This is a genomic window from Neobacillus sp. DHD-1R (assembly GCF_057747995.1).
The window spans coordinates 778681-798359 of the sequence record NZ_CM173232.1; the positions used below are offsets into that span (position 1 = coordinate 778681).

General features: G+C 39.9%; 20 protein-coding genes and 1 pseudogene. 18 read left to right on the top strand and 3 right to left on the bottom strand.

Going from position 1 to position 19679, the window contains the following annotated elements:
• Positions 1-5: 5 nt before the first annotated feature.
• The 17 genes from fliE (at position 6) to AC3ANL_RS03815 (ending at position 16262) form a co-directional block, all read left to right on the top strand.
• Positions 6-305: a flagellar hook-basal body complex protein FliE gene (fliE, locus tag AC3ANL_RS03735; protein ID WP_488327927.1), complete on the top strand. Its 300-nt coding sequence runs from the start codon at positions 6-8 to the stop codon at positions 303-305.
• Positions 306-348: 43 nt separating this feature from the next.
• Positions 349-1980 carry a flagellar basal-body MS-ring/collar protein FliF gene (fliF, locus tag AC3ANL_RS03740; RefSeq protein ID WP_488327928.1) on the top strand — a complete coding sequence of 544 codons (1632 nt, stop codon included), beginning with the start codon at positions 349-351 and terminating at the stop codon, positions 1978-1980.
• Position 1981: 1 nt separating this feature from the next.
• Entirely contained in the window at positions 1982-2983 is a 1002-nt protein-coding gene (fliG, locus tag AC3ANL_RS03745; protein ID WP_488327929.1) for a flagellar motor switch protein FliG, read from the top strand.
• Complete coding sequence (locus AC3ANL_RS03750) at positions 2973-3749, top strand: FliH/SctL family protein (RefSeq protein WP_488327930.1); 777 nt, start codon at positions 2973-2975, stop codon at positions 3747-3749. Before fliG ends, AC3ANL_RS03750 begins: the two co-directional genes overlap by 11 nt.
• On the top strand, positions 3727-5055 hold the full coding sequence (fliI, locus tag AC3ANL_RS03755; protein ID WP_488327931.1) for a flagellar protein export ATPase FliI: 1329 nt from the start codon (positions 3727-3729) through the stop codon (positions 5053-5055). Before AC3ANL_RS03750 ends, fliI begins: the two co-directional genes overlap by 23 nt.
• Positions 5052-5495, top strand: a complete 444-nt coding sequence (fliJ, locus tag AC3ANL_RS03760) for a flagellar export protein FliJ (RefSeq protein ID WP_488327932.1) — start codon at positions 5052-5054, stop codon at positions 5493-5495. The genes fliI and fliJ overlap by 4 nt, the downstream gene beginning before the upstream one ends.
• Positions 5496-5518: 23 nt before the next feature.
• Positions 5519-5860 (top strand): flagellar motor switch protein FliN, encoded by a 342-nt coding sequence (gene fliN, locus AC3ANL_RS03765; RefSeq protein WP_488327933.1) that lies wholly within the window; start codon positions 5519-5521, stop codon positions 5858-5860.
• Positions 5861-5870: 10 nt separating this feature from the next.
• Positions 5871-6467 (top strand): flagellar biosynthetic protein FliO, encoded by a 597-nt coding sequence (locus tag AC3ANL_RS03770; protein ID WP_488327934.1) that lies wholly within the window; start codon positions 5871-5873, stop codon positions 6465-6467.
• Positions 6468-6487: 20 nt separating this feature from the next.
• Positions 6488-7225, top strand: a complete 738-nt coding sequence (gene fliP / locus AC3ANL_RS03775) for a flagellar type III secretion system pore protein FliP (protein WP_488327935.1) — start codon at positions 6488-6490, stop codon at positions 7223-7225.
• A 17-nt stretch (positions 7226-7242) separates the two neighbouring features.
• Entirely contained in the window at positions 7243-7512 is a 270-nt protein-coding gene (gene fliQ / locus AC3ANL_RS03780) for a flagellar biosynthesis protein FliQ (protein WP_488327936.1), read from the top strand.
• Positions 7513-7521: 9 nt separating this feature from the next.
• Positions 7522-8301 carry a flagellar biosynthetic protein FliR gene (fliR, locus tag AC3ANL_RS03785; RefSeq protein ID WP_488327937.1) on the top strand — a complete coding sequence of 260 codons (780 nt, stop codon included), beginning with the start codon at positions 7522-7524 and terminating at the stop codon, positions 8299-8301.
• Positions 8298-9395, top strand: a complete 1098-nt coding sequence (gene flhB, locus AC3ANL_RS03790; protein ID WP_488327938.1) for a flagellar biosynthesis protein FlhB — start codon at positions 8298-8300, stop codon at positions 9393-9395. Before fliR ends, flhB begins: the two co-directional genes overlap by 4 nt.
• A gap of 25 nt (positions 9396-9420) precedes the next feature.
• Positions 9421-11469 carry a flagellar biosynthesis protein FlhA gene (gene flhA, locus AC3ANL_RS03795; RefSeq protein ID WP_488327939.1) on the top strand — a complete coding sequence of 683 codons (2049 nt, stop codon included), beginning with the start codon at positions 9421-9423 and terminating at the stop codon, positions 11467-11469.
• Complete coding sequence (locus AC3ANL_RS03800; RefSeq protein ID WP_488327940.1) at positions 11466-12614, top strand: flagellar biosynthesis protein FlhF; 1149 nt, start codon at positions 11466-11468, stop codon at positions 12612-12614. The genes flhA and AC3ANL_RS03800 overlap by 4 nt, the downstream gene beginning before the upstream one ends.
• The gene (locus AC3ANL_RS03805; RefSeq protein ID WP_488327941.1) at positions 12565-13446 is read left to right on the top strand and encodes a MinD/ParA family protein; all 882 of its coding nucleotides are present in this window, start codon (positions 12565-12567) and stop codon (positions 13444-13446) included. Before AC3ANL_RS03800 ends, AC3ANL_RS03805 begins: the two co-directional genes overlap by 50 nt.
• Positions 13447-13482: 36 nt before the next feature.
• Positions 13483-14193: a sigma-70 family RNA polymerase sigma factor gene (locus AC3ANL_RS03810; protein ID WP_488327942.1), complete on the top strand. Its 711-nt coding sequence runs from the start codon at positions 13483-13485 to the stop codon at positions 14191-14193.
• 377 nt (positions 14194-14570) lie between these two features.
• Complete coding sequence (locus AC3ANL_RS03815) at positions 14571-16262, top strand: GMC family oxidoreductase (RefSeq protein WP_488327943.1); 1692 nt, start codon at positions 14571-14573, stop codon at positions 16260-16262.
• 468 nt (positions 16263-16730) lie between these two features.
• On the opposite strand, the gene AC3ANL_RS03820 is transcribed toward AC3ANL_RS03815, so the two are convergent.
• From AC3ANL_RS03820 to AC3ANL_RS03830, 3 genes and pseudogenes are all read right to left on the bottom strand, one after another.
• Entirely contained in the window at positions 16731-17540 is an 810-nt protein-coding gene (locus AC3ANL_RS03820) for a class I SAM-dependent methyltransferase (protein WP_488327944.1), read from the bottom strand.
• Positions 17541-17681: 141 nt separating this feature from the next.
• Positions 17682-18356 (bottom strand): HAD family hydrolase, encoded by a 675-nt coding sequence (locus AC3ANL_RS03825; RefSeq protein WP_488327945.1) that lies wholly within the window; start codon positions 18354-18356, stop codon positions 17682-17684.
• Between the two features lie 209 nt (positions 18357-18565).
• Positions 18566-18809 (bottom strand): annotated as a pseudogene (locus AC3ANL_RS03830) (transposase); the annotation flags it as partial.
• Between the two features lie 405 nt (positions 18810-19214).
• Between AC3ANL_RS03830 and AC3ANL_RS03835 the strand changes: the two are divergent.
• Positions 19215-19634 carry a PilZ domain-containing protein gene (locus AC3ANL_RS03835; RefSeq protein WP_488327946.1) on the top strand — a complete coding sequence of 140 codons (420 nt, stop codon included), beginning with the start codon at positions 19215-19217 and terminating at the stop codon, positions 19632-19634.
• Positions 19635-19679 lie beyond the last annotated feature (45 nt).

Sequence of the window (19679 nt, forward strand, 5' to 3'; positions counted from 1 at the left end):
CCATAATGAAAATTGATTCATTGTTTACAAACCCAGCCACATTTTTGGATAAGCGTCCAAATGTTAATGCGGTTTCACCTGCGAAGACATCCTTTTCAGCAATGTTGGGAGAGGCCTTGCAAAGCGCGAACGATACCATTGTCCAATCAGAGAACATGTCTGAAAAAATTGCCACAGGGGAAATCAAGAATATTCATGATGTCACGATTGCTGCCCAAAAGGCAGAAATTGCTCTCCAGCTGACCACCCAAGTAAGAGATAAAGTCGTGGAATCCTATCAAGAAATCATGAGAATGCAAGTATAATGAACTGCTTAGTTTTGACACGAAAGCTGGTGAACTATGACTTATGAAAGAAAAAATTCGTGATATTAAGGAAAAAATCGTTCAGTTTTGGATGAATACCAGCAAGAAAAATAAATTTTTCTATATTGGTACCTTTTTGGCGTTAATCGCCATTTTCTGCTTTGTTTTTTTCTATTTATTAAAACCGAATTATGTACCACTTTATACCAATAGCTTAAGCCAAAAGGAAATCGGTGAGATTAAAGGGGTTTTAGAAAAACAAGGGTTCACCGACTATAAGATTGCCAATAATGGTACGCAAATTCTTGTTCCAAAAGAGTCTGCTCCCGACTTAATTGTAAATTTAGCCTCTGAAGGACTACCAAAAAGCGGTCCAATTAGTTTTACAGAACAAACCCAGAATCTGAAGTTTGGCGTAACGGAGCAGGAATTAGACGTCATCGAACGAGAAACGATTCAGAAGCAATTAGCGAATTTGATGACTAAGATTAGTGGTGTTAAAAGCGCTGAAGTGATGATTACCATGCCGCAGGACAGTGTCTTTATTCGACCGGAGAAAGAGGACCAAGCAAGTGCCTCCATCATTGTGGACTTAGAACCAGGCATAGAACTGGAGCAGGGGCAAATCAAATCGCTCTATTTCTTAGCTTCAAAAAGTATTCCTAATTTACCGCAAGAAAATATTGTGATTACCGATCAGTACGGTCAGCTTTTAACGCTAAATGGTTCGGAGGATGATGGTTCTTTTACGGGGGTAGGCAGTTACGAAAGTCAAAGAAATATTAAACAAAAAGTAGAGGCCGATATTCAGCGCAGTATTCAGCAGATGCTGGGGACGATGCTAGGGAAGGATAAAGTCTACGTTCAGACCTTTGCTAAGCTGAATTTTGATAAGGTCAAAACACAGCAAAACCTGGTGGAGCCCGTTACCAAGGCTCCTAAGGATGGAACGGAGCAAGGAATCGCCGTTAGTGTGGAGAAAATCAGCAAAGAATACAAGGGCAAGGGAACACCGGCTGCCGGCGGGGTAGATGGGACTGGCCAAGGTGATGTTCCGGCTTATGCCAGCAGCGGCGATGCAGGCAATAACGATTACAAGGAAACGCAGGATCGAGTCAACTACGAGGTCAATCGGATTACAAAAGAGATTGTCCAAAGTCCTTATACAATTGATGATTTAACTATCAATGTCGGGGTGGAACCTCCTAATCCGAAAAATCCCGGTTCATTAACACCGGCAACACAGGATAACATCCGAAATATCATTTCAAATGTCGTGCGGACGGCAATTGGTGCAAATACTGGAATTACAGATGCTGATATAAACAAGCGCATCACTGTATTCCCAAGAGAGTTTACAGGGAAAATGGCTGCAGCCAAACCAAAAGACTCCGGGTCACAAAAACAATCCTACTTGAATTATATCTTAATCGGGCTTGCGGCTTTAGCCTTACTAGCCGGCGGTATTCTTTTAGGGAGATGGATGAAACGGAAAAAGGATGAAGATCTTGATCCATTTTCTGAGTACTTGGAAGCGAAAAATATTAAGGAATTTGAAGAAGAGGCAACGAAAAAGAACAACGTTCAAAATGAAATTAATCAATTAGCAGGTAAAAATACGGAGGAATTCGTTGATCTGCTGCGCTACTGGTTAAAGGACGACAAGGAGGGGTAATATGCGCAAGCTAACAGGGCTTCAAAAAGTGGCCATCCTCTTGGTTTCATTAGGAAAAGAAGGATCATCTACCGTCTATAAACATTTGAAAGAAGACGAAGTAGAATTATTAACGAAAGAAATCGCCAATCTTCAATGGATTGATTCAAAAGTGAAAGAAGAAGTTTTAGATGAGTTTTATAAAATGGCTTCGGAACGGAATGTCGTTTCCAAAGGCGGTGAACATTTTGCTAAGGATTTACTGGCTCTTTCGTTTGGTGAAGAGAAGGCCAATGAAATGCTTAACCGCACAACCGAAAAAAATCAAAAGAAGCCTTTTTACTTTGCACATAGGGCCGAACCTGTTCAGATTTTAAACCTTTTGCAATATGAAAACACACAAACGATTGCGCTTGTCCTATCCTATTTGGATTCATTGAAAGCATCGGCGATCCTGTCTGCTTTTCCACAAGAAAAGCAAACCGATATTGCCACGAAAATTGCTTTAATGGACACCGTGTCACCGGAAGTCATTCGTCAGGTTGAAGAAGTGCTGCAGGAAAAACTGGCAACAACCTCATCACAGGATTACACCGTAAACAATGGAATCGACAACATCGTCAACATCCTCACAAGCGTAGACCGTGGTACCGAAAAACATATTTTAGAATCCTTATCACAGGAAAGTCCGAGCCTGGCAGAGGAAATCAAAGGAAAGATGTTTATCTTTGAAGATATTGCGCTATTAGATCATCATTCGATTCAACGAATTCTCCGCGATGTCGACGGCGAAGACTTGTATTTAGCTTTAAAAATTGCCAGTGAGGATTTAAAAGAAGTGATTTATAAAAACATCTCGAAAAGACGGGCAGAATTACTTGAAGAGCAGGGCAAATATGATAAGCCTGTCCGCCTGAAGGAAGCAGAGGAAGCACAAGGCCGGATCGTAAGAATTGTTCGTAAGTTAGAAGAAGAGGGCTCCATCATGATTGAGAGAAGAGGTGGAGAGGCTGTTGTCGTCTAAGATTGTTAAATCAACGTCGATCCCACCTGTCATTGATACCAAACTGTTTTTGTCAATAAAAAGAGCCAATGTCGATCCTGCCCAATCCAATCAATCTGCCGGAGAGCTTTTACAACATGCGGAAGAGCAAGCTGCTGCGATTGTGAAGAAAGCGCAAGAACAAAGCTTACTTGAGAAGGAAAAGGCAGCAATTGAGCTTGAAAACTGGACACGTGTCCAGCAAGAAAAAGTAACGCAAGAGCTGGAAGAAATCAAACGTCAGGGCTGGAGCGAAGGGTACGGTCAAGGGATGCAGGCGGCAGAGAAGGAATATACCGCTAAAATCGAATTGGCACAAGAGATATTAGATAAGGCTTTTAAAGAGAAAAAGGAAATTATCCAAGAATCGGAACCATTTGTCATCGAATTATCGGTGCAAATTGCCGCTAAAATTATTCAAGAGGAATTATCAACAAAACCAGACGTGCTCATTGAGATGATTAAACAAAACCTGGTCTATTCCAATGAACGCTCGATGATTTCGATTTGTGTCAGTCCTGACGATTTTTCATTTGTCCACAACCAACGGACACAATTACTAGAATCGTTGGAGGGTCAAATCGAAGTGAAAATTTTACCGGAGCACTCGATTGAAAGAGGCGGCTGTGTGATCCGCACTTCGTATGGAAGTATTGACGCCCGCATTGATGTCCAGCTAAAAGAAATCAAGCAAGCACTGCTGAAAACCTTACAGGATGATTTATATGAAGAAAATGCTCAAGATTGATAAGTATTTACAAACGCTGCAGACGATTAACCCGATTAAGATTAATGGGAAAGTCACACAAGTCATTGGTCTTACGATTGAATCACAAGGTCCAGATGTAAAAATGGGTGATGTTTGTCAAATCTATCCTGCCAGTAATGAACCCCCATTAGAAGCAGAGGTGGTCGGCTTTAAAGGGAATCGAGTCCTGTTAATGCCATTAGGAGAACTTGTTTCGATTGGTCCGGGCTGTGAGGTCGTGGCGACAGGCAAGCCGTTAACCGTAAAAGTGGGCATGGAGCTATTAGGGAAGGTCTTAGATGGTTTGGGCAAGCCGATGGATGAAAGTCCGCTGCCGTCAGGATTAATCGAGGTTGTGACCAACAACAATCCCCCTAATCCATTGAAACGACCTAGAATTTATCAGCCCTTGAATGTGGGTGTCCGTTCGATTGATGGGCTATTAACGATTGGCAGAGGTCAACGGGTCGGCATCTTCGCAGGGAGTGGCGTAGGAAAAAGTACGTTACTTGGGATGATTGCGCGAAATACGAGTGCGGATGTCAATGTGATTGGCCTGATTGGAGAACGTGGCAGAGAAGTTCTTGATTTTATCGAAAGAGACTTAGGAAAAGAAGGATTGGAAAAATCAGTGGTGGTCGTGGCTACCAGTGATCAGCCAGCCTTAGTCAGGATCAAGGGCGCGGTGATCGCGACCACGATTGCTGAATTTTTTAGAGATCAAGGCTTAAGTGTCAATCTGATGATTGATTCAGTCACCCGGTTCGCGATGGCGCAAAGAGAAATTGGACTCGCGATCGGTGAACCGCCGACGACAAAGGGTTATACACCATCCGTTTTCGCGATGCTGCCCAAATTGTTAGAGCGGGCAGGGACAGGGCCAAAGGGGGAAATTACCGCCCTTTATACGGTCTTAGTCGATGGTGATGATATGAATGAACCGATTGCCGATACAGTTAGAGGAATTTTGGATGGGCACATTGTGCTAGATCGAAAACTAGCACAGCTTGGCCACTTCCCTTCGATTAACATCTTAAATAGTGTCAGCCGTGTCATGAAGGACATTACCTCTCCAGAACATCTTCATGCCGCGCAGAAAATCAAGCAATACATGGCCGTGTATCAAGAGGCCGAGGACTTAATTAAAATTGGGGCCTATAAACAGGGGACAAATCCGGAAATTGATTTATCGATTAAGTATAAGGGTTGGATTGACAACTTCTTAAAGCAAGGAGTAAATGAACCATCCCATTTAGAACATTCCATACAAACAATGATTCAGCAATTTGGGGAGATGGTTAAATGAGTTTTCAATTTCGATTTGAAAAAATCGTGACGATGAAAGAAAAAGAAAAAGAATCGGCCTTTCATGAAATGAATGTGATTAAAACCATTAAAGAAACAGCCGAACATCAATTGCTGGAATTGGTAGAGAAAAAAGACAGCTACATCCGAGACTACCAAACGATGATGCGGAACTCGTTAAGAGTGACCGACATCCAGGAACGAGAGCAATATATCCATTTTCTAACGAAGCAAATTGACAGACTTAGAAAAAAGGTCAGCGAGCTCAGCAAAGAGTTTACCATGAAAAAAAATCTGTTATTGGCAAAAAACCAGGAAGAAAAGATGTGGAGTACGTGGCGGGAAAAATCCTTCGAGGAATATACCGCTAGAATAAATAAGGAAGAACAATATCAATTAGATGAGATGGCCGTGCTTCGCTATTTTCACAATAAAAACTAGAGTAAGAAAGAGTGCAACCAAACATGAATGAGAAGCAAACAAAAAGGATTCAAACTGTCCAATTTGCCCCGTTATTAGAGGGTGTAAAATCATCCAATTCAAGTAAAGAATTAAACTCGATCGATGATGTGAATCTCCAACTCATTGTTGAACTTGGCAAAACCAATATGAAGGTTAGGGACATTCTAAAAATTAAACCAGGTGTCATTATCTCAGTCGATAAGTTAGCAGGGGAACATGTGGATGTTGTCATCAACGGGTCAGCTGTCGCCGAAGCAGAAGTAGTCGTCGTCGATGAAAAATTTGCAATCCGCATCACAGATATTGTGTCGAAACAAGAACGAGAAGAAAGAATGAACGATTAGGGGTGAGGTAGTGAAGACCAGTCAGATCGGAATAAAAATCTCCCTCGCATTGGTCATTGTTTTACTGTTTTCTTTCTTTTACCATCATCACGCGGCCTTTGCAAAGGAAGGGAACACGGTTTACGATGCCTATCAGAATGATAAAGGGCAGACCCATTCGGATGCCAAGCAAACCACACAAAGTGAAAGTAGTTCACTGGTACCGCAGGTAATAAAATTTATTTTTTCATTTGCTGCGATTATTATTCTATTACTCTTATGTTTGAAATTTTTGAAAGCGAAGTCGAAGCACATCGATTCAAAAGGTCCCTTTTACACAATCGGCGGTCACGCGTTAGGCGGCAATCGTTCCCTGCAATTGATGATGATCGGGAAAACGTTATATATCTTGGGAGTCGGCAATGAGGTCCAGCTGCTTCGAACGATCGATCCCGGGGAAGAACAGGATTCCATTTTACAATCCCTCGTTGTGGAAACGGCAAGTAAGCAAAAACCGAGATTCTTTTCCTTCAAAAAGAAACAAACCGAGGATTGGGAACAAACCTTTGTTTCGCAAATGAATCAGGTTCATCCATCCAGTATTCCAATCAACAAGCTAAAAGACTAATAAAAATGGCGGGAATTCAGTTGCTAAAAAAAATATGTTTGATTTTACCTTTTCTATTCTTAAGCTTTCATGAAGTTAGTTATGCGGCCTTCGATGCCTCTATCCCTGGAGTGAATTTAAGTTCTGAACCAGGAGGAGTGGCGACCTCAATTAAAATCATGCTTCTCTTAACTGTTCTATCTGTGGCACCAGCGATTTTGCTGCTGATGACATCGTTTACGAGAATTGTGATTGTGTTATCGTTTGTTCGAACCTCGTTAGGCACACAGCAAATGCCGCCTAACCAAGTCATCATTGGTTTGTCCCTGTTCCTTACCATGTTTATTATGGGGCCGGTTTTTTCGGATATAAACAAGCAGGCCTATCAGCCGTTTATGGATGGAAAATTGACGCAGGAACAAGCATTTGATACAGCGAGCAAACCAATCAAGGAATTTATGGCGAAACACACCCGGGAAAAAGACTTAAATTTATTTCTTGATTATTCTAAACAGAAAAAGCCGAAAACAATCGATGATATTCCCTTGCATGTGTTAGTTCCAGCCTATTCGATCAGTGAGTTAAAGACCGCTTTTCAAATGGGGTTTATGATTTTTCTCCCTTTTCTGATCATCGATATGATCGTATCCAGCATTTTAATGGCGATGGGCATGATGATGCTGCCGCCTGTACTGATTAGCTTGCCATTTAAAATATTGCTATTTATTTTAGTCGATGGCTGGCATTTGATTGTTAAATCGTTACTCACCAGTTTTTAAATAAGAGAGGTACCATCATGACACCGGAAATGGTTATCGAAATATCGAAGCAAAGCGTGTATATAACAGGCCTAGTGGCTGCACCCATTTTAATACTTGCTTTAGCAGTTGGCTTGATCATTAGTATTTTTCAATCTGTTACCCAAATCCAAGAGCAAACACTCGTGTTTGTTCCGAAGATCATCGCTGTTTTTATTGGCCTATTGGTTTTTGGACCTTGGATGTTAAGGCAGTTATTAAACTTTACGGAAAACATCTTTGGCAATTTGTCTCAGTTTGTTGGGTAGAACGCTGTGATGGATTGGTTAAATGAATTGCCTGTATTTCTACTTATTTTGGTTCGAATTTCTTGTTTTTTTATCACAGCACCTATTTTTATGTCGAGATCCATTCCGGCACCTTTTAAAATAGGACTCTCTTTTTTCCTAGCTGTGATTGTCACCATTTCAACCGGTCAAGACAGAATCACTGCCTTCACAGCCGTATACCTGATCCTTATTATGAAGGAAGCGATTGTAGGATTAGGCTTAGGCTTCATTGCTTCTATCCTGTTTTATGCGATCCAGCTAGCCGGAACTTTCATCGATTTGCAAAGTGGTTTTGCAATGGGAGCGGTATTTGACCCGCAATCAGGTACGAACGTTAATTTAACAGGAAGGTTAAAAAACGCCATCGCAACCTTGTTTCTGTTTTCGCTTGATGGCCATCATTTACTCATCCAGGGTGTGCTGGAAAGCTATCAATGGATACCGGTGAACGCGCTTGTGCCCGCATTAATCGATGGCAGAATATCATCGGTTTTACTTGAAACGTTTAAAAACTCGTTTATCATTGCTTTTTTACTAGCAGCGCCGATTGTGTTTACCTTATTTTTGGTCGATTTAGTCCTAGGCATTATCGGAAAAACATCACCGCAAATCAATTTGATGGTGGTCGGCTTTTCAGTGAAAATTGGTGTGTATTATCTTGTATTATTATTAGCACTGCCTGGCTTTTTCTTGCTGCTTCATCGTTTGTTTGCCGACATGTTTGATGCGGTCAGTCAGATGATTCGCTTGATGGGAGCATTTTTATGAGGGTAAATAGTCCATTTTTACTTCAATTAGATTTACAATTTTTCGCTGGAGAAAAAACAGAAAAAGCGACGCCCCAAAAAAGACGGGAAACAAGGAAAAAAGGTCAAGTAGCCAAAAGTATCGAGGTATCGTCTTCCTTCATGCTGCTATCATTTTTTCTATTTCTCCTCTTTTATGGAAAATATTTTGGGATGAACATTCTCGTTTTGTTTCGCGATCTGTTTTCTTCCTATCTATTACTTGATTTAACGGAGGCGAGTACACACAAACTGTTTTTCGATCTTACGGTACTCACCATTAAAATCGTTTTGCCGATTCTAGCACTCTTGTTTGTTGTCGGCTTATTGGCAAATTATCTCCAAATTGGCTTTTTGTTTACAACGGAAAATTTAAAATTTGATTTTAAAAAAATCAACCCGATCGAAGGGGCGAAACGGATCTTGTCGATGAGGTCGATAGTCGAGCTGCTTAAAAATGTCTTGAAAATTGTCCTGATTAGCTGGACTGCCTACTTCTTATTAAACAAGGATATCGGGACCTTTTTGCACCTTTCCCAAATGAGCATTACGCAAATCATCGAATTTCTTTTTGATGTCATCATCAAAATTGGCGTGTCTACCTCTGCCGTGTATGTCGTTTTAGGTGCAGCCGATTTTCTTTATCAAAAATATGATCATGAGAAGAAAATGAAGATGTCGTTACAAGAAATAAAGGATGAACATAAGAAGAGCGAAGGTGACCCTCTAGTTAAGGGGAAAATCAAAGAATTGCAAAGAGCCATGTCGTTAAACAGAATGATGTCTGATGTGCCAAAGGCAGATGTCATCATTACGAATCCAACCCATTATGCGATTGCGATTGCTTATGATGCCAATGATGCAAAGGCACCGGTAGTCATTGCAAAGGGTGTTGACTTTATGGCCCAAAAAATCAAAGAAATCGCCAAAGAACACGGCGTCATTTTAACCGAAAATAGGCCCTTAGCCAGGGCTTTATATGCAAATGTAGAGATTGGCCAGGAAATTCCCGAGGAATTGTTTAAAGCCGTCGCTGAGATCCTCGCCTATGTTTATCGCTTAAAAGGAAAATTCTAAGTCTTACAGGGAATAAGGTGGAAAAATGAAGTTAAAAGAAATTTCCGTATTACTTGCTGTTTTACTCATCGTTGTCATGATGGTGATCCCGCTGCCTACCATTCTATTAGATGTTTTGCTCATTATAAATATCTCCCTATCGATTACGATCTTGCTCGTCGGGATGAATACAAAGGAACCATTAGATTTCTCCATTTTTCCGTCTTTATTGCTGTTAACGACACTCTTTCGTTTAGCGTTAAATGTATCCACCACCCGTTCCATCCTTTCACATGGGGATGCCGGCCATGTGGTCGCAACCTTTGGTGAGTTCGTCATCGGCGGGAATCCCGTCATTGGGTTTATCATCTTTTTAATCCTCGTGATTATTCAATTCTTAGTTATTACGAAGGGTTCAGAACGGGTCGCCGAAGTGGCGGCACGGTTTACCTTAGATGCCATGCCCGGTAAGCAAATGAGTATTGACGCTGATTTAAATGCTGGTCTTATTAGTGAAAAAGATGCACGAGCTAGAAGGGAAAAGGTATCGCATGAAGCTGATTTTTACGGAGCCATGGATGGAGCCAGCAAGTTCGTAAAAGGTGATGCGATTGCCGGAATCATCATTTTGTTCATCAATGTCATCGGCGGTTTCATTATTGGAATGACGATGATGGGAATGGGTTTTGCCGAGGCAGCCAGTACTTTTACCCTGCTATCGGTTGGTGATGGACTAGTAAGTCAAATACCGGCGCTGTTAATTTCAACAGCAACAGGGATTATCGTGACAAGGGCAGCCTCCGATGGCAGCCTAGGCGATGACCTGACCCGGCAATTATTTGCCTATCCAAAGTTGATTTATGTAGTGGCTGGCTGTATTGCTTTGTTTGGTTTAGTTACGCCAATTGGCATTTTATTAACATGGAGTATTGCCGGTCTGCTCGTTTTTGCGGCCTATAAAATGCAAAAAGCAAAAGATAAAGAAGCAGAAGAATTAGAAGAACTGCCGGACCTGCCCGTTAAAGAAGAAAATAGTCCGGAGAATGTGCTGAACCTGCTCCAAGTGGATTCGTTGGAATTTGAATTTGGATTAGGCCTGATTCCATTAGCAGATAGTACTCAGGGCGGGGATATTTTAGACCGGGTGATTGCAATTAGAAAACAAATCGCACTTGAATTAGGGTTAGTCATCCCGATCATTCGGATTCGGGACAATGTTAATTTAGAGTCTAATGCGTACGTGATTAAGTTAAAAGGCAATGAGATCGCCAAAGGGGAGATTTTCCTCAATCATTATCTGATGCTCGTGCCGGAAGAGGAAGACCATGGCATCATTGGGATTGAAACGGTCGAACCAACCTTTGGCCTGCCGGCTTTATGGATTAACGATGAGATGAAACGAAAAGCCGAAATTTTTGGCTATACCGTGGTTGACGCCACCTCCGTCATCACGACCCATTTGGCTGAGACCATCAAACGGTATGCCCACGAGATTTTAGGCAGGGAAGAAACGAAACAATTGATTGAAAAAGTGAAGGAATCGTCTCCTTCTATTATAGAAGAACTCGTTCCATCCTTATTATCGGTGGGGCAGATTCAAAAAGTATTGCAGAAGCTGTTAAAAGAAAAAGTCTCGATCCGAAGCCTGTCTGTTATCCTAGAAACCCTTGCCGATTGGGCTGTGTTTACAAAAAATCCTGATTACCTGACCGAATATGTGAGACAGAGCCTATCAAGACAGATTACCCAGCAATTAACCGTTGGAAAAATGATTCAAGTGATAACCGTTAATGCACAAGTGGAAAAGATTATCAGTGAAAACCTTCAAGAAACGGAACAAGGGATTTATCTTACCTTAGATCCACAAACCATTCAGCAATTGGTCATGGCCCTGAATGATACCATTCAGCAGGTAGTCAGGGTGGGAATTCAGCCGATTATTATGACCTCGCCGACGATTCGCATGTATATGAAGCAAATTGTGGAACGGATTAACGAAGATATCCCAGTGATTTCGTTTAACGAATTAGAATCAGATGTAGAAGTCCAGAATATCGGCGTTGTTCATTTTCAAGATGGAGTGGTTACTGCATGAAGATTAAAAGATATATCGTAGATACCTTACCGCAAGCCATTCAGCAGATTCGGCTGGAACTAGGCGAAAATGCCGTCATTCTCAATACGAAGGAAACGAAAACTGGCGGGTTCCTGGGCCTGTTTAAACGAAAGCAGCTTGAAGTGATTGCAGCCTCGGAGGCTTCTGAGCCAAAGGCCGCCGTCCCCGCTGCGCCTGTTGAGGTCAAAAAAGAACCGGCCGAAACAGAAGTTTTGCAACGCCTCAATCAGATGGAGCAGCTCCTTGGTGAGTTTGTGAAAAATCAACACCCATTAGAGCCGAAATCGCCTGCCAAATTAGCAAAATGGCAAAAACAGCTTATGGACCAAGAGGTCGATGATGAAGTCATTCAATATATTATGAAAAAGATTAGTGCTCAATATCCGTTTATCGACCAGCAAACAGATGAGGAAGTAGCGGATATTATCCAGCGTACCTTAACGAAGCTGTTTCAAGATGGCATCGCACCAGAAGGATTAGATCCCGATGCGACGTTGATTACACTCATCGGTCCGACCGGTGTGGGCAAAACAACTACGATCGCGAAGCTTGCCTCCAGACAAGTTTTATTTCAGCGGAAGAAGGTTGGCTTTTTAACAGCTGACACCTTTCGGATTGCAGCGATTGAGCAGCTCAAGACCTATGCCACTATTTTAAATATCCCGATTGAGGTCGTCGAGAGTCCTGACCAGCTTGCCCAATCGTTGCTGAACTTAAAGAATTGCCAAATAATTTTTATGGATAGCGCTGGACGAAATTATCTCGAGGAGCAATATATCGAGGAAATCAATGAGTTCTTGTCGCAGGCATTAAAGCAAGAAAATCATTTGGTCCTCAGTATGACCTCCAGGTGGAAGGATATGAAGCAAATTGTCGAAAAAATGAAATCCGTTCAGATTGATCGAGTGATTCTAACAAAGTGGGATGAAAGCACCTGTTACGGGGCCGCCCTTAATCTCGTGTATCACCATCCATTCCCATTATCGTTTATTAGTTTGGGACAAGGGGTTCCCGAAGACATCATGCTGGCAGATCCGGATTATATGGCTAAAAAGATCATGGGAGTAGATGAAGATGAAACAGGATCAAGCACAAAAGCTGCGCGAATTGTATCAGCGTTTTAACGATGATCAGCAAGAGCAAGAAAAAAGGACGAAGGTTGTCTCGATTACAAGCGGAAAAGGGGGTGTCGGCAAATCTAATTTTGCCGTAAACTTTGCCCTAAGCCTGATTGAATCCGGCCAAAAGGTGGTCTTGATTGATCTGGATATCGGTATGGCTAACTTGGAAATATTATTAGGAATGAATCCAGCCTATCATCTGATTGATATGGTGAATGATAAAAAAACGATTTGGGATGTGATTGAAACAGGTCCCAATGGATTAGAGCTTATCTCCGGAGGAAGCAGCTTTACGGAAATTTTAGATTTAAGTGATCAAGATACCGATTATTTATTTTCGGAGCTTGGAAAACTGCAGGGCTATGCTGATATTGTCTTGTTTGATACTGGTGCAGGCCTTTCGAAAGAATCTCAGCGATGTCACTTAGCAGCCGATGAAATTATATTGGTGACAACACCTGAACCAACCGCGATTACCGATGCCTATTCCGTGATTAAAATATTACATCACCAAGATGCCAGCCTAAATGTCCGTTTGGTGGTGAACCGGGTGGCCAACTCCAAGGAAGGAATGGCAATTGCCAATCGGGTGCGCTTAGTAACGAAAAAGTTTTTAGAAAAAGAGATTGATATTCTTGGATTTATTCCCAATGATGCACTCGTATTTCAATCTGTCTTGGAACAAAGGCCTTTTCTATTGAAATATCCCAAATCTCAAGCTGCCAAATGGATGAAGGATATTGCCAGGATCTATTTAAATGTTGAAACGAAAAGCAATCCGATTACGGGGATAAAAGGGTTTATACAAAAGATTTCGGGATTGGCAAAAATATAGGTAGGGTACTTGTCTCATCAAGGAGGGGGAACATTTTTGAGTCAACAGTTAGAAGAAAAGTTGTTTGATCAATATCTGCCATTGGTCAAAAAAATCGTTAAGCATATGAAGAGAAATCTTCCACACCATGTGGAAGAGGATGAACTGATGTCGTTTGGAATGCTGGGCTTATTAGATGCCTTTCGTAAATATGACAAAAAAGAAAATGTTAAATTTGAAACGTATGCGACCCAAAGAATACGCGGTGAAATTTATGATGGACTTCGTCGACTCGACCCCCTGCCGAGAACGTTAAGAAAAAAGGAAAAAGAAGTCAGGCATGCCTTTCAATTTTTAGAGCAGCATCTGTTTAGACAGCCCAGCATCAAGGAAGTTAGTGATTATTTACAAATCAGTGAAACGGAATGTAAGGAAATCATGTCGCAGGCTTCCTTTGAAAAACAAGAGTCATTAAACGAACCGATTGAGCACAGTGGCGAGAGTCAATTAAAGATCGAATTAATCTCGGATCCTTCCATCATGGAGCAATCGACGATTGTCGAGGAGAAAGAGCAGAAACAACGCTTAATGGCGCTAATCGATGAGCTGCCAGAGCGAGAAAGAATTATTCTTTCACTTATTTATTATGAGAATTTAAGCATGAGTGAAGTGGGGGAGATTTTAGGCCTTCATAAATCAAGAATCTCGCAGCTCCATTCAAAAATCCTGCAAAAATTGAAAAAGATTTTGGAAAAAGAAATCATCTAAAAAGGAGGAGGGTGTCTAATAAAGACATCCTCAGATTGTCGAGAAAGGATATATTCCTCGGCAATTTTTTTATTTTATTGGAATTTGAATTGCCGATATTAATAAAAATTCCCCTGCTAAAGGGCCTGTTGATTTCCGCTCCAATCAACAGGAGATTAATCAACCTAAAGAATTGCCTAACACCTTTTCCAATTTCACAAAAGAGGCAATTCAATTTGCTTTAGCAAACTATTAGCTGGTTTACATTAAGTATATTTCTTCACAATGTTACTTTCCCAGGGTCGTTAAAATCCTACTCACACAAAGGTGGTAATTCATCATACATATAAAATATGGTTCTAAATTAATCTAACTAGGCCTTAGAGAGGAATGATGAAATGTCAGCAAAAAACACCTTTGATTATATTGTAATCGGTGCTGGAACGGCTGGGGGGATAATTGCTAAAGAATTAACCGATGATAAATCTACATCTGTGCTTGTCCTTGAGCCAGGTACAAATATGACAAAAGAATTAAGTAGTCCTAATGGTGGAACTGCACTTACCTTATCCTCTGATAATAAATTCTCCTTCAATATCTTGTCCAAATTAGAACAAACTATTGGACGTCAGCTCCTATTATCAGGTGGAAGAGTTATTGGAGGAAGTTCAGAGCATAACGCAATGCTTGCTGTACGTGGGAGCAGCCACCTTTATAATGAATGGGCTAATATTGCAGGACCTCAATGGAGCTACAATAATGTTCGCGATTTATTTATAGAAAATGAAACCTACACGGGTGAAACACAAAAACCAAACGAAAGAGGAACCGATGGACCCATCTTTATAAGACAACAAATGATTCCTACAAATGGGCTTACTACTATTTTAGCAAAAGCAACATCCGATGTCTTAAGAATTCCGATTGTCGAAGATTATAATACTGGGATAAGAGATTGTACCTTCATCAAATCACAATTTACTCAAAAAGAAGTGGGTAGAGGAATGTTTATTCGTTCTTCTACTGCAACTGGATATTTAAACAAATATATTGTGACACAAGGCGATGAATTCGATCCTGATGAGGTTGGTTTGGGCCGCAGAAAACTGGGAGTAATTGCAAAAACCACTGTTAATAAAATCTTATTTGAACAAAACGGGCAAACCCAAATTGCTGTGGGTGTTGAATTTGTTAGAAACGGCAAATCACAAAGAGCTTTTGCTCATAAAGGGATAATCGTCTCAGCGGGGAATTTTTCATCAGTTATACTACAACGTTCAGGAATTGGTAATTCTTCGGATTTAGCTAAAGCTGGTATAAACACATTAGTCGAAAGTCCAAATGTCGGTTACAACTTTAAAACACATTATGCTGTTGGTATAGGGGTAGAAGTGGAGACAACTCGATTATTAATGGTTATGTCATCTGACCCAGATCAACCTATACCGTTAGGTGCCTTTAAAAAGGATGATGAAGCAGGACAGCGGGAAGCACGCCGCCTTCAATTATTAGGTAACATATTTCCACGATTTATTCCTGTTCAAGATGTCTTCATTAACAACTGGAATTTTAACGAGAATAAACCGAGTAATATAATGAGCATTGGGATTGTAGATCTTAATCCTAAAAGTAAAGGGACTATTATGGCAGCACACAGCGACCCCGAAGCATACCCTTCTGTTGATTTTAATCCACTAGAAAACCCTGATGATTTAGAGTATATGGTTGACCATTATATTGAGACCTTTAATATAATTAAAAGGGCTCGTAAGTTAGACCCAGAGGGGATTTATAGGGTAGTTTATCCTTCAGAGGATATTTTTAACTTAAATGATGAAACTGAGAAGCGAGCTCAACTTGCTAATTTTGCAAAGGCATCATATAACGTATTAAATCACTATGGTGGGCAATGCAGGATGGGAAGGAATATTGAAGAAGGAGTTGTGGATGGATTTCTGAATGTATTTGGTACGGAAAACCTGAAAGTTGCAGATCTTTCCATCTCTCCTATTTTACCAGATGGTAATACAGCATTAGCAGCCCAAATGATTGGTTTAAATGCTGTTAGATTTATTCGAGACCAAAAATGAGTAAATCAAATCTAATTTGATTTAAAACTAAGCTGTGTAACATAAAATCCATCTCTTAATAAAAATGAAAGAACGTTGGCCAGAAAATGACCAACGTCCTTTTATCTAATAAAATACCTCAAAATCCTACCTTTTACCTAGTTTAGTTTGGTAAAAATCGATTGAATCATTCAAGTTTTTAATCTGTAAATGTGTTTCGTAAATTTTTTTAATTAAAAAACCTCCTAATCCCCAATTGCTTACGCATATATTTAATTTTAATTAGCGTTATTTTATTGTTCAACTATTCTGCCCTTTAGTTCAATAACAAAAAAGGATCGCAGCAGCGATCATCATCTTGAGCAATACGCACTCGTTTGTTTAAGTACATTTCTTCACAATCTGATGAATAAGGTTTTGTTATCTCCTACAAAAAAGGGAACGCCAGATGACGATTCCATCTATTACTACTATATGAAATGTTCTAAATCACTTTTTCTTACCAATGTAAAGTAAGTGAGTCGAAATCCCAAGAATATAGGGGTCAGTTGCTTTTTCTTTAATTAAATCAATGATTGATCTAACTTCTTGATCCCCTTTATCTCTCCAATAATTCCAATTATCATTGTTTAAGACTGCTCCTGGATTGGAACCTATTATATCCAAAGTTTCAAATCCTTGTGATTCCATAAAAGGATTGATGTCTTCAATATTAAAATAATACGCCCCAGTAAAACGTCCCTCATCAGCGTGATTAAAGCAACCTGTTTGAGAAAATCGAATAATGGAATCTATATTATCGTTTGGCTTCCAATTCTCAGGATATAAAAGCGATGTGAGTATGTGCCTAATTCTAGGCATAAAAGCAACAAAAACAAGCCCACCCTTTTTTGTCACTCTATTTAACTCTTTAACAGCCTGGATACGTTCATTTTCTTTCTGTAAATGATACATAGGACCAAGCATTAACGATGAGTCGAATTGTTCATCTTTAATCATATTAAGCTCTCTGGCATCAGCTACATAAAAGCCTTCAAACTGTTGTTCTAAATTATGTTCTTTTGCTTTATCTTTAGCAATTTCAACAAGTCTAGGTGTTAAATCAGTCAATGTTACCTTATAACCATCTTTGGCAAGTTCCATAGAATATTTTCCAGGTCCAGCACCATTATCAAGGACGTATCCTGTTTTTGGCATATATTTTTTTATATAATGCCAATTTACTTGAAATTCAATCGGTTCACGTTCAAGTCTTCCCCACTCATCGAATTGGCTGTAATAACTTATTATATCGGTCATCAAATCCACCCTTAAGTATGTATTTTTACGCATGTAATTCGACAAAAAAACTTTAAAACCTTCTTACGCAAAACTGCTCGTTCAAGAACAAAAGGGCTTCTGTTTGTTCAAGCAAGTTCTTTAAGGAGAGGACCCAGTTGTTTAACAAGATACTTTACTTAAATTAGAAATAATTGCAGGTAACTCCCCCAAGTCATCAATGATTAAATCATTTGTGAAATTGTTACAGTTAATATCTTTTTTCCAAATTCCTTTAATTCCTACCTTTTGGGCAGCTTTCACATCATTATCAGGATGATCGCCAACATAAACACTTTGATTGGGCGAAACATCGAGTTGTTTCAAAGCTCGGAAAAAGATATTGGGGTCAGGTTTTTTTAGTCCTTCCAATTCCGATACTAGGATAGTTTGAAAATACCTTTCAATACCTAAAGCCTTTATATTATCCATTTGAAATTGTCCGATTCCATTTGTAATCATCCCCAGGATAAGATTCTGGTTCCTCAATTCCTCCAACATTTCAAACAGATTTGGAAAGGGGATGCAATTATTCTTAAACTGGCTTATATAATCTTGAAGTAAGTCCTCCCAAGTTACCCCTGTAATTTCAAGTTCCTCAGTTAGTTGCTGATATACTTTATCCTTCCAAACGTACCCACGGTGATCGAGTTCTATGAATCGAGTAATGTATTTCTCTTTTGGTATATGATTTACCCACTTATTTAATCTTTCATATTGGTTATCAATAAAATTCTTTACCGATTCGTCTCTATTTAACAAGGTCCCATCTAAATCAAATATGACAGCCTTAATCACAATGTACCACACTCCCCAAAATGCAGTTTTTACTTTAATTCTATGCTAATAATCAATATACCTTCTTAAGCTAACCTGCCCGTTAGTTTAAGTGCATTCCTTCACAAACTATTCTTATTTTAACATAAATATCCAGTTGAGTTGAAACTCATTTAATCAGATGTAGGGTAGGTGTCATCATACCATTTTACGATAAATCAACCTTTTCCTTTAATTTCTTTTTCAAATTGCCTTTCGGAACGAATGCCAGCGAGAAACCCGATGAACATCATTTTAAAAAGAATAAGGGGATCAGATGGACGGGCGTTCACTATAAAACGGGCGTACTTTTTCAAGAATAAATTAAAAATCTACCTATATATCAATTAAACGAAGAAGGTGATCATCGGGAACGAATTCAACAATTGACACAAATGCATATTCACTTTGGCTAGACTTGTGTGGTTTAAACATTGAAATCACCACTTAATTTTATAAATGATGGGTTGAACTGCTCGTCTTATTATTAACACCTGTTGATTTGCGCGGAAGGCACGAAGACTCCTGCGAGAGTACGGGGCAGGGGGAGACCCCACAGGCGCTTGCGCCGAGGAGGCTCCCCGGCACGCCCGCGGAAAGCGAAGTGCCTGGAGCGCCAATCAACAGACATGTCGAATAGTCTATTTATTAATAATATTATAATCAATTAACGCAATGAATTGTTAAAGATACTAAATAAAATAAAGGGTGTCTAATAAAGACATCCTCCCCTTTTTTTGGTAAACAAATTTAGCGAACAGGTCGTTATTAATAAAGTAGACGAAACGAGCAGTAATCACTATTAGGATGTAATCTTTGATTATTTAAGGGGTATAGGCAATGACACTAAAGCTATTAAAATTGAAACCAAGACAAGAAAGGGCAAGTATGATTCAGCCATCTTCCTATCGAATTAACATCAAGTATCCGTTTGAATCGGAGATGACGTTGATTAATCCGCAAGAAATAGTAGTGGAAGCGGACAATACGCTAGTGTGTATTGAAAATATTGGTCCAGGCGGGTTGAGGTTTTTATCTAATCTACCATTAGAAGAGGACCAAGAGCTGATTTATTCGATAGAATCAGCCATTCTCGAAGAAATGATTCATCTCCCTGGAGATATTATCTGGAGTGAAGAATTGTCTGCTGGCTTATACCAATATGGTGTACAGTTTCATATACCAGAAACCTCCCGAACGTTTGTTAATGACCTCCTAAATGACTATTTAGAGAAATATTTTAGCCGAGTGGAATGGTAGTTTTTTCCGCACTTTCTAAACCATACCTAAAGATTTGGAGTCTTT

What these genes read in the sequence shown, in the direction of transcription:
- AC3ANL_RS03805 (WP_488327941.1), top strand. Translation starts at nt 12,565, where the DNA reads ATGAAACAGGATCAAGCACAAAAGCTGCGCGAATTGTATCAGCGTTTT.
- AC3ANL_RS03800 (WP_488327940.1), top strand. Translation starts at nt 11,466, where the DNA reads ATGAAGATTAAAAGATATATCGTAGATACCTTACCGCAAGCCATTCAG.
- fliF (WP_488327928.1), top strand. Translation starts at nt 349, where the DNA reads ATGAAAGAAAAAATTCGTGATATTAAGGAAAAAATCGTTCAGTTTTGG.
- fliR (WP_488327937.1), top strand. Translation starts at nt 7,522, where the DNA reads ATGGATTGGTTAAATGAATTGCCTGTATTTCTACTTATTTTGGTTCGA.
- fliG (WP_488327929.1), top strand. Translation starts at nt 1,982, where the DNA reads ATGCGCAAGCTAACAGGGCTTCAAAAAGTGGCCATCCTCTTGGTTTCA.
- fliQ (WP_488327936.1), top strand. Translation starts at nt 7,243, where the DNA reads ATGACACCGGAAATGGTTATCGAAATATCGAAGCAAAGCGTGTATATA.
- fliE (WP_488327927.1), top strand. Translation starts at nt 6, where the DNA reads ATGAAAATTGATTCATTGTTTACAAACCCAGCCACATTTTTGGATAAG.
- AC3ANL_RS03815 (WP_488327943.1), top strand. Translation starts at nt 14,571, where the DNA reads ATGTCAGCAAAAAACACCTTTGATTATATTGTAATCGGTGCTGGAACG.
- fliN (WP_488327933.1), top strand. Translation starts at nt 5,519, where the DNA reads ATGAATGAGAAGCAAACAAAAAGGATTCAAACTGTCCAATTTGCCCCG.
- AC3ANL_RS03820 (WP_488327944.1), bottom strand. Translation starts at nt 17,540, where the DNA reads ATGACCGATATAATAAGTTATTACAGCCAATTCGATGAGTGGGGAAGA.
- fliJ (WP_488327932.1), top strand. Translation starts at nt 5,052, where the DNA reads ATGAGTTTTCAATTTCGATTTGAAAAAATCGTGACGATGAAAGAAAAA.
- flhB (WP_488327938.1), top strand. Translation starts at nt 8,298, where the DNA reads ATGAGGGTAAATAGTCCATTTTTACTTCAATTAGATTTACAATTTTTC.
- fliI (WP_488327931.1), top strand. Translation starts at nt 3,727, where the DNA reads ATGAAGAAAATGCTCAAGATTGATAAGTATTTACAAACGCTGCAGACG.
- flhA (WP_488327939.1), top strand. Translation starts at nt 9,421, where the DNA reads ATGAAGTTAAAAGAAATTTCCGTATTACTTGCTGTTTTACTCATCGTT.
- AC3ANL_RS03835 (WP_488327946.1), top strand. Translation starts at nt 19,215, where the DNA reads ATGACACTAAAGCTATTAAAATTGAAACCAAGACAAGAAAGGGCAAGT.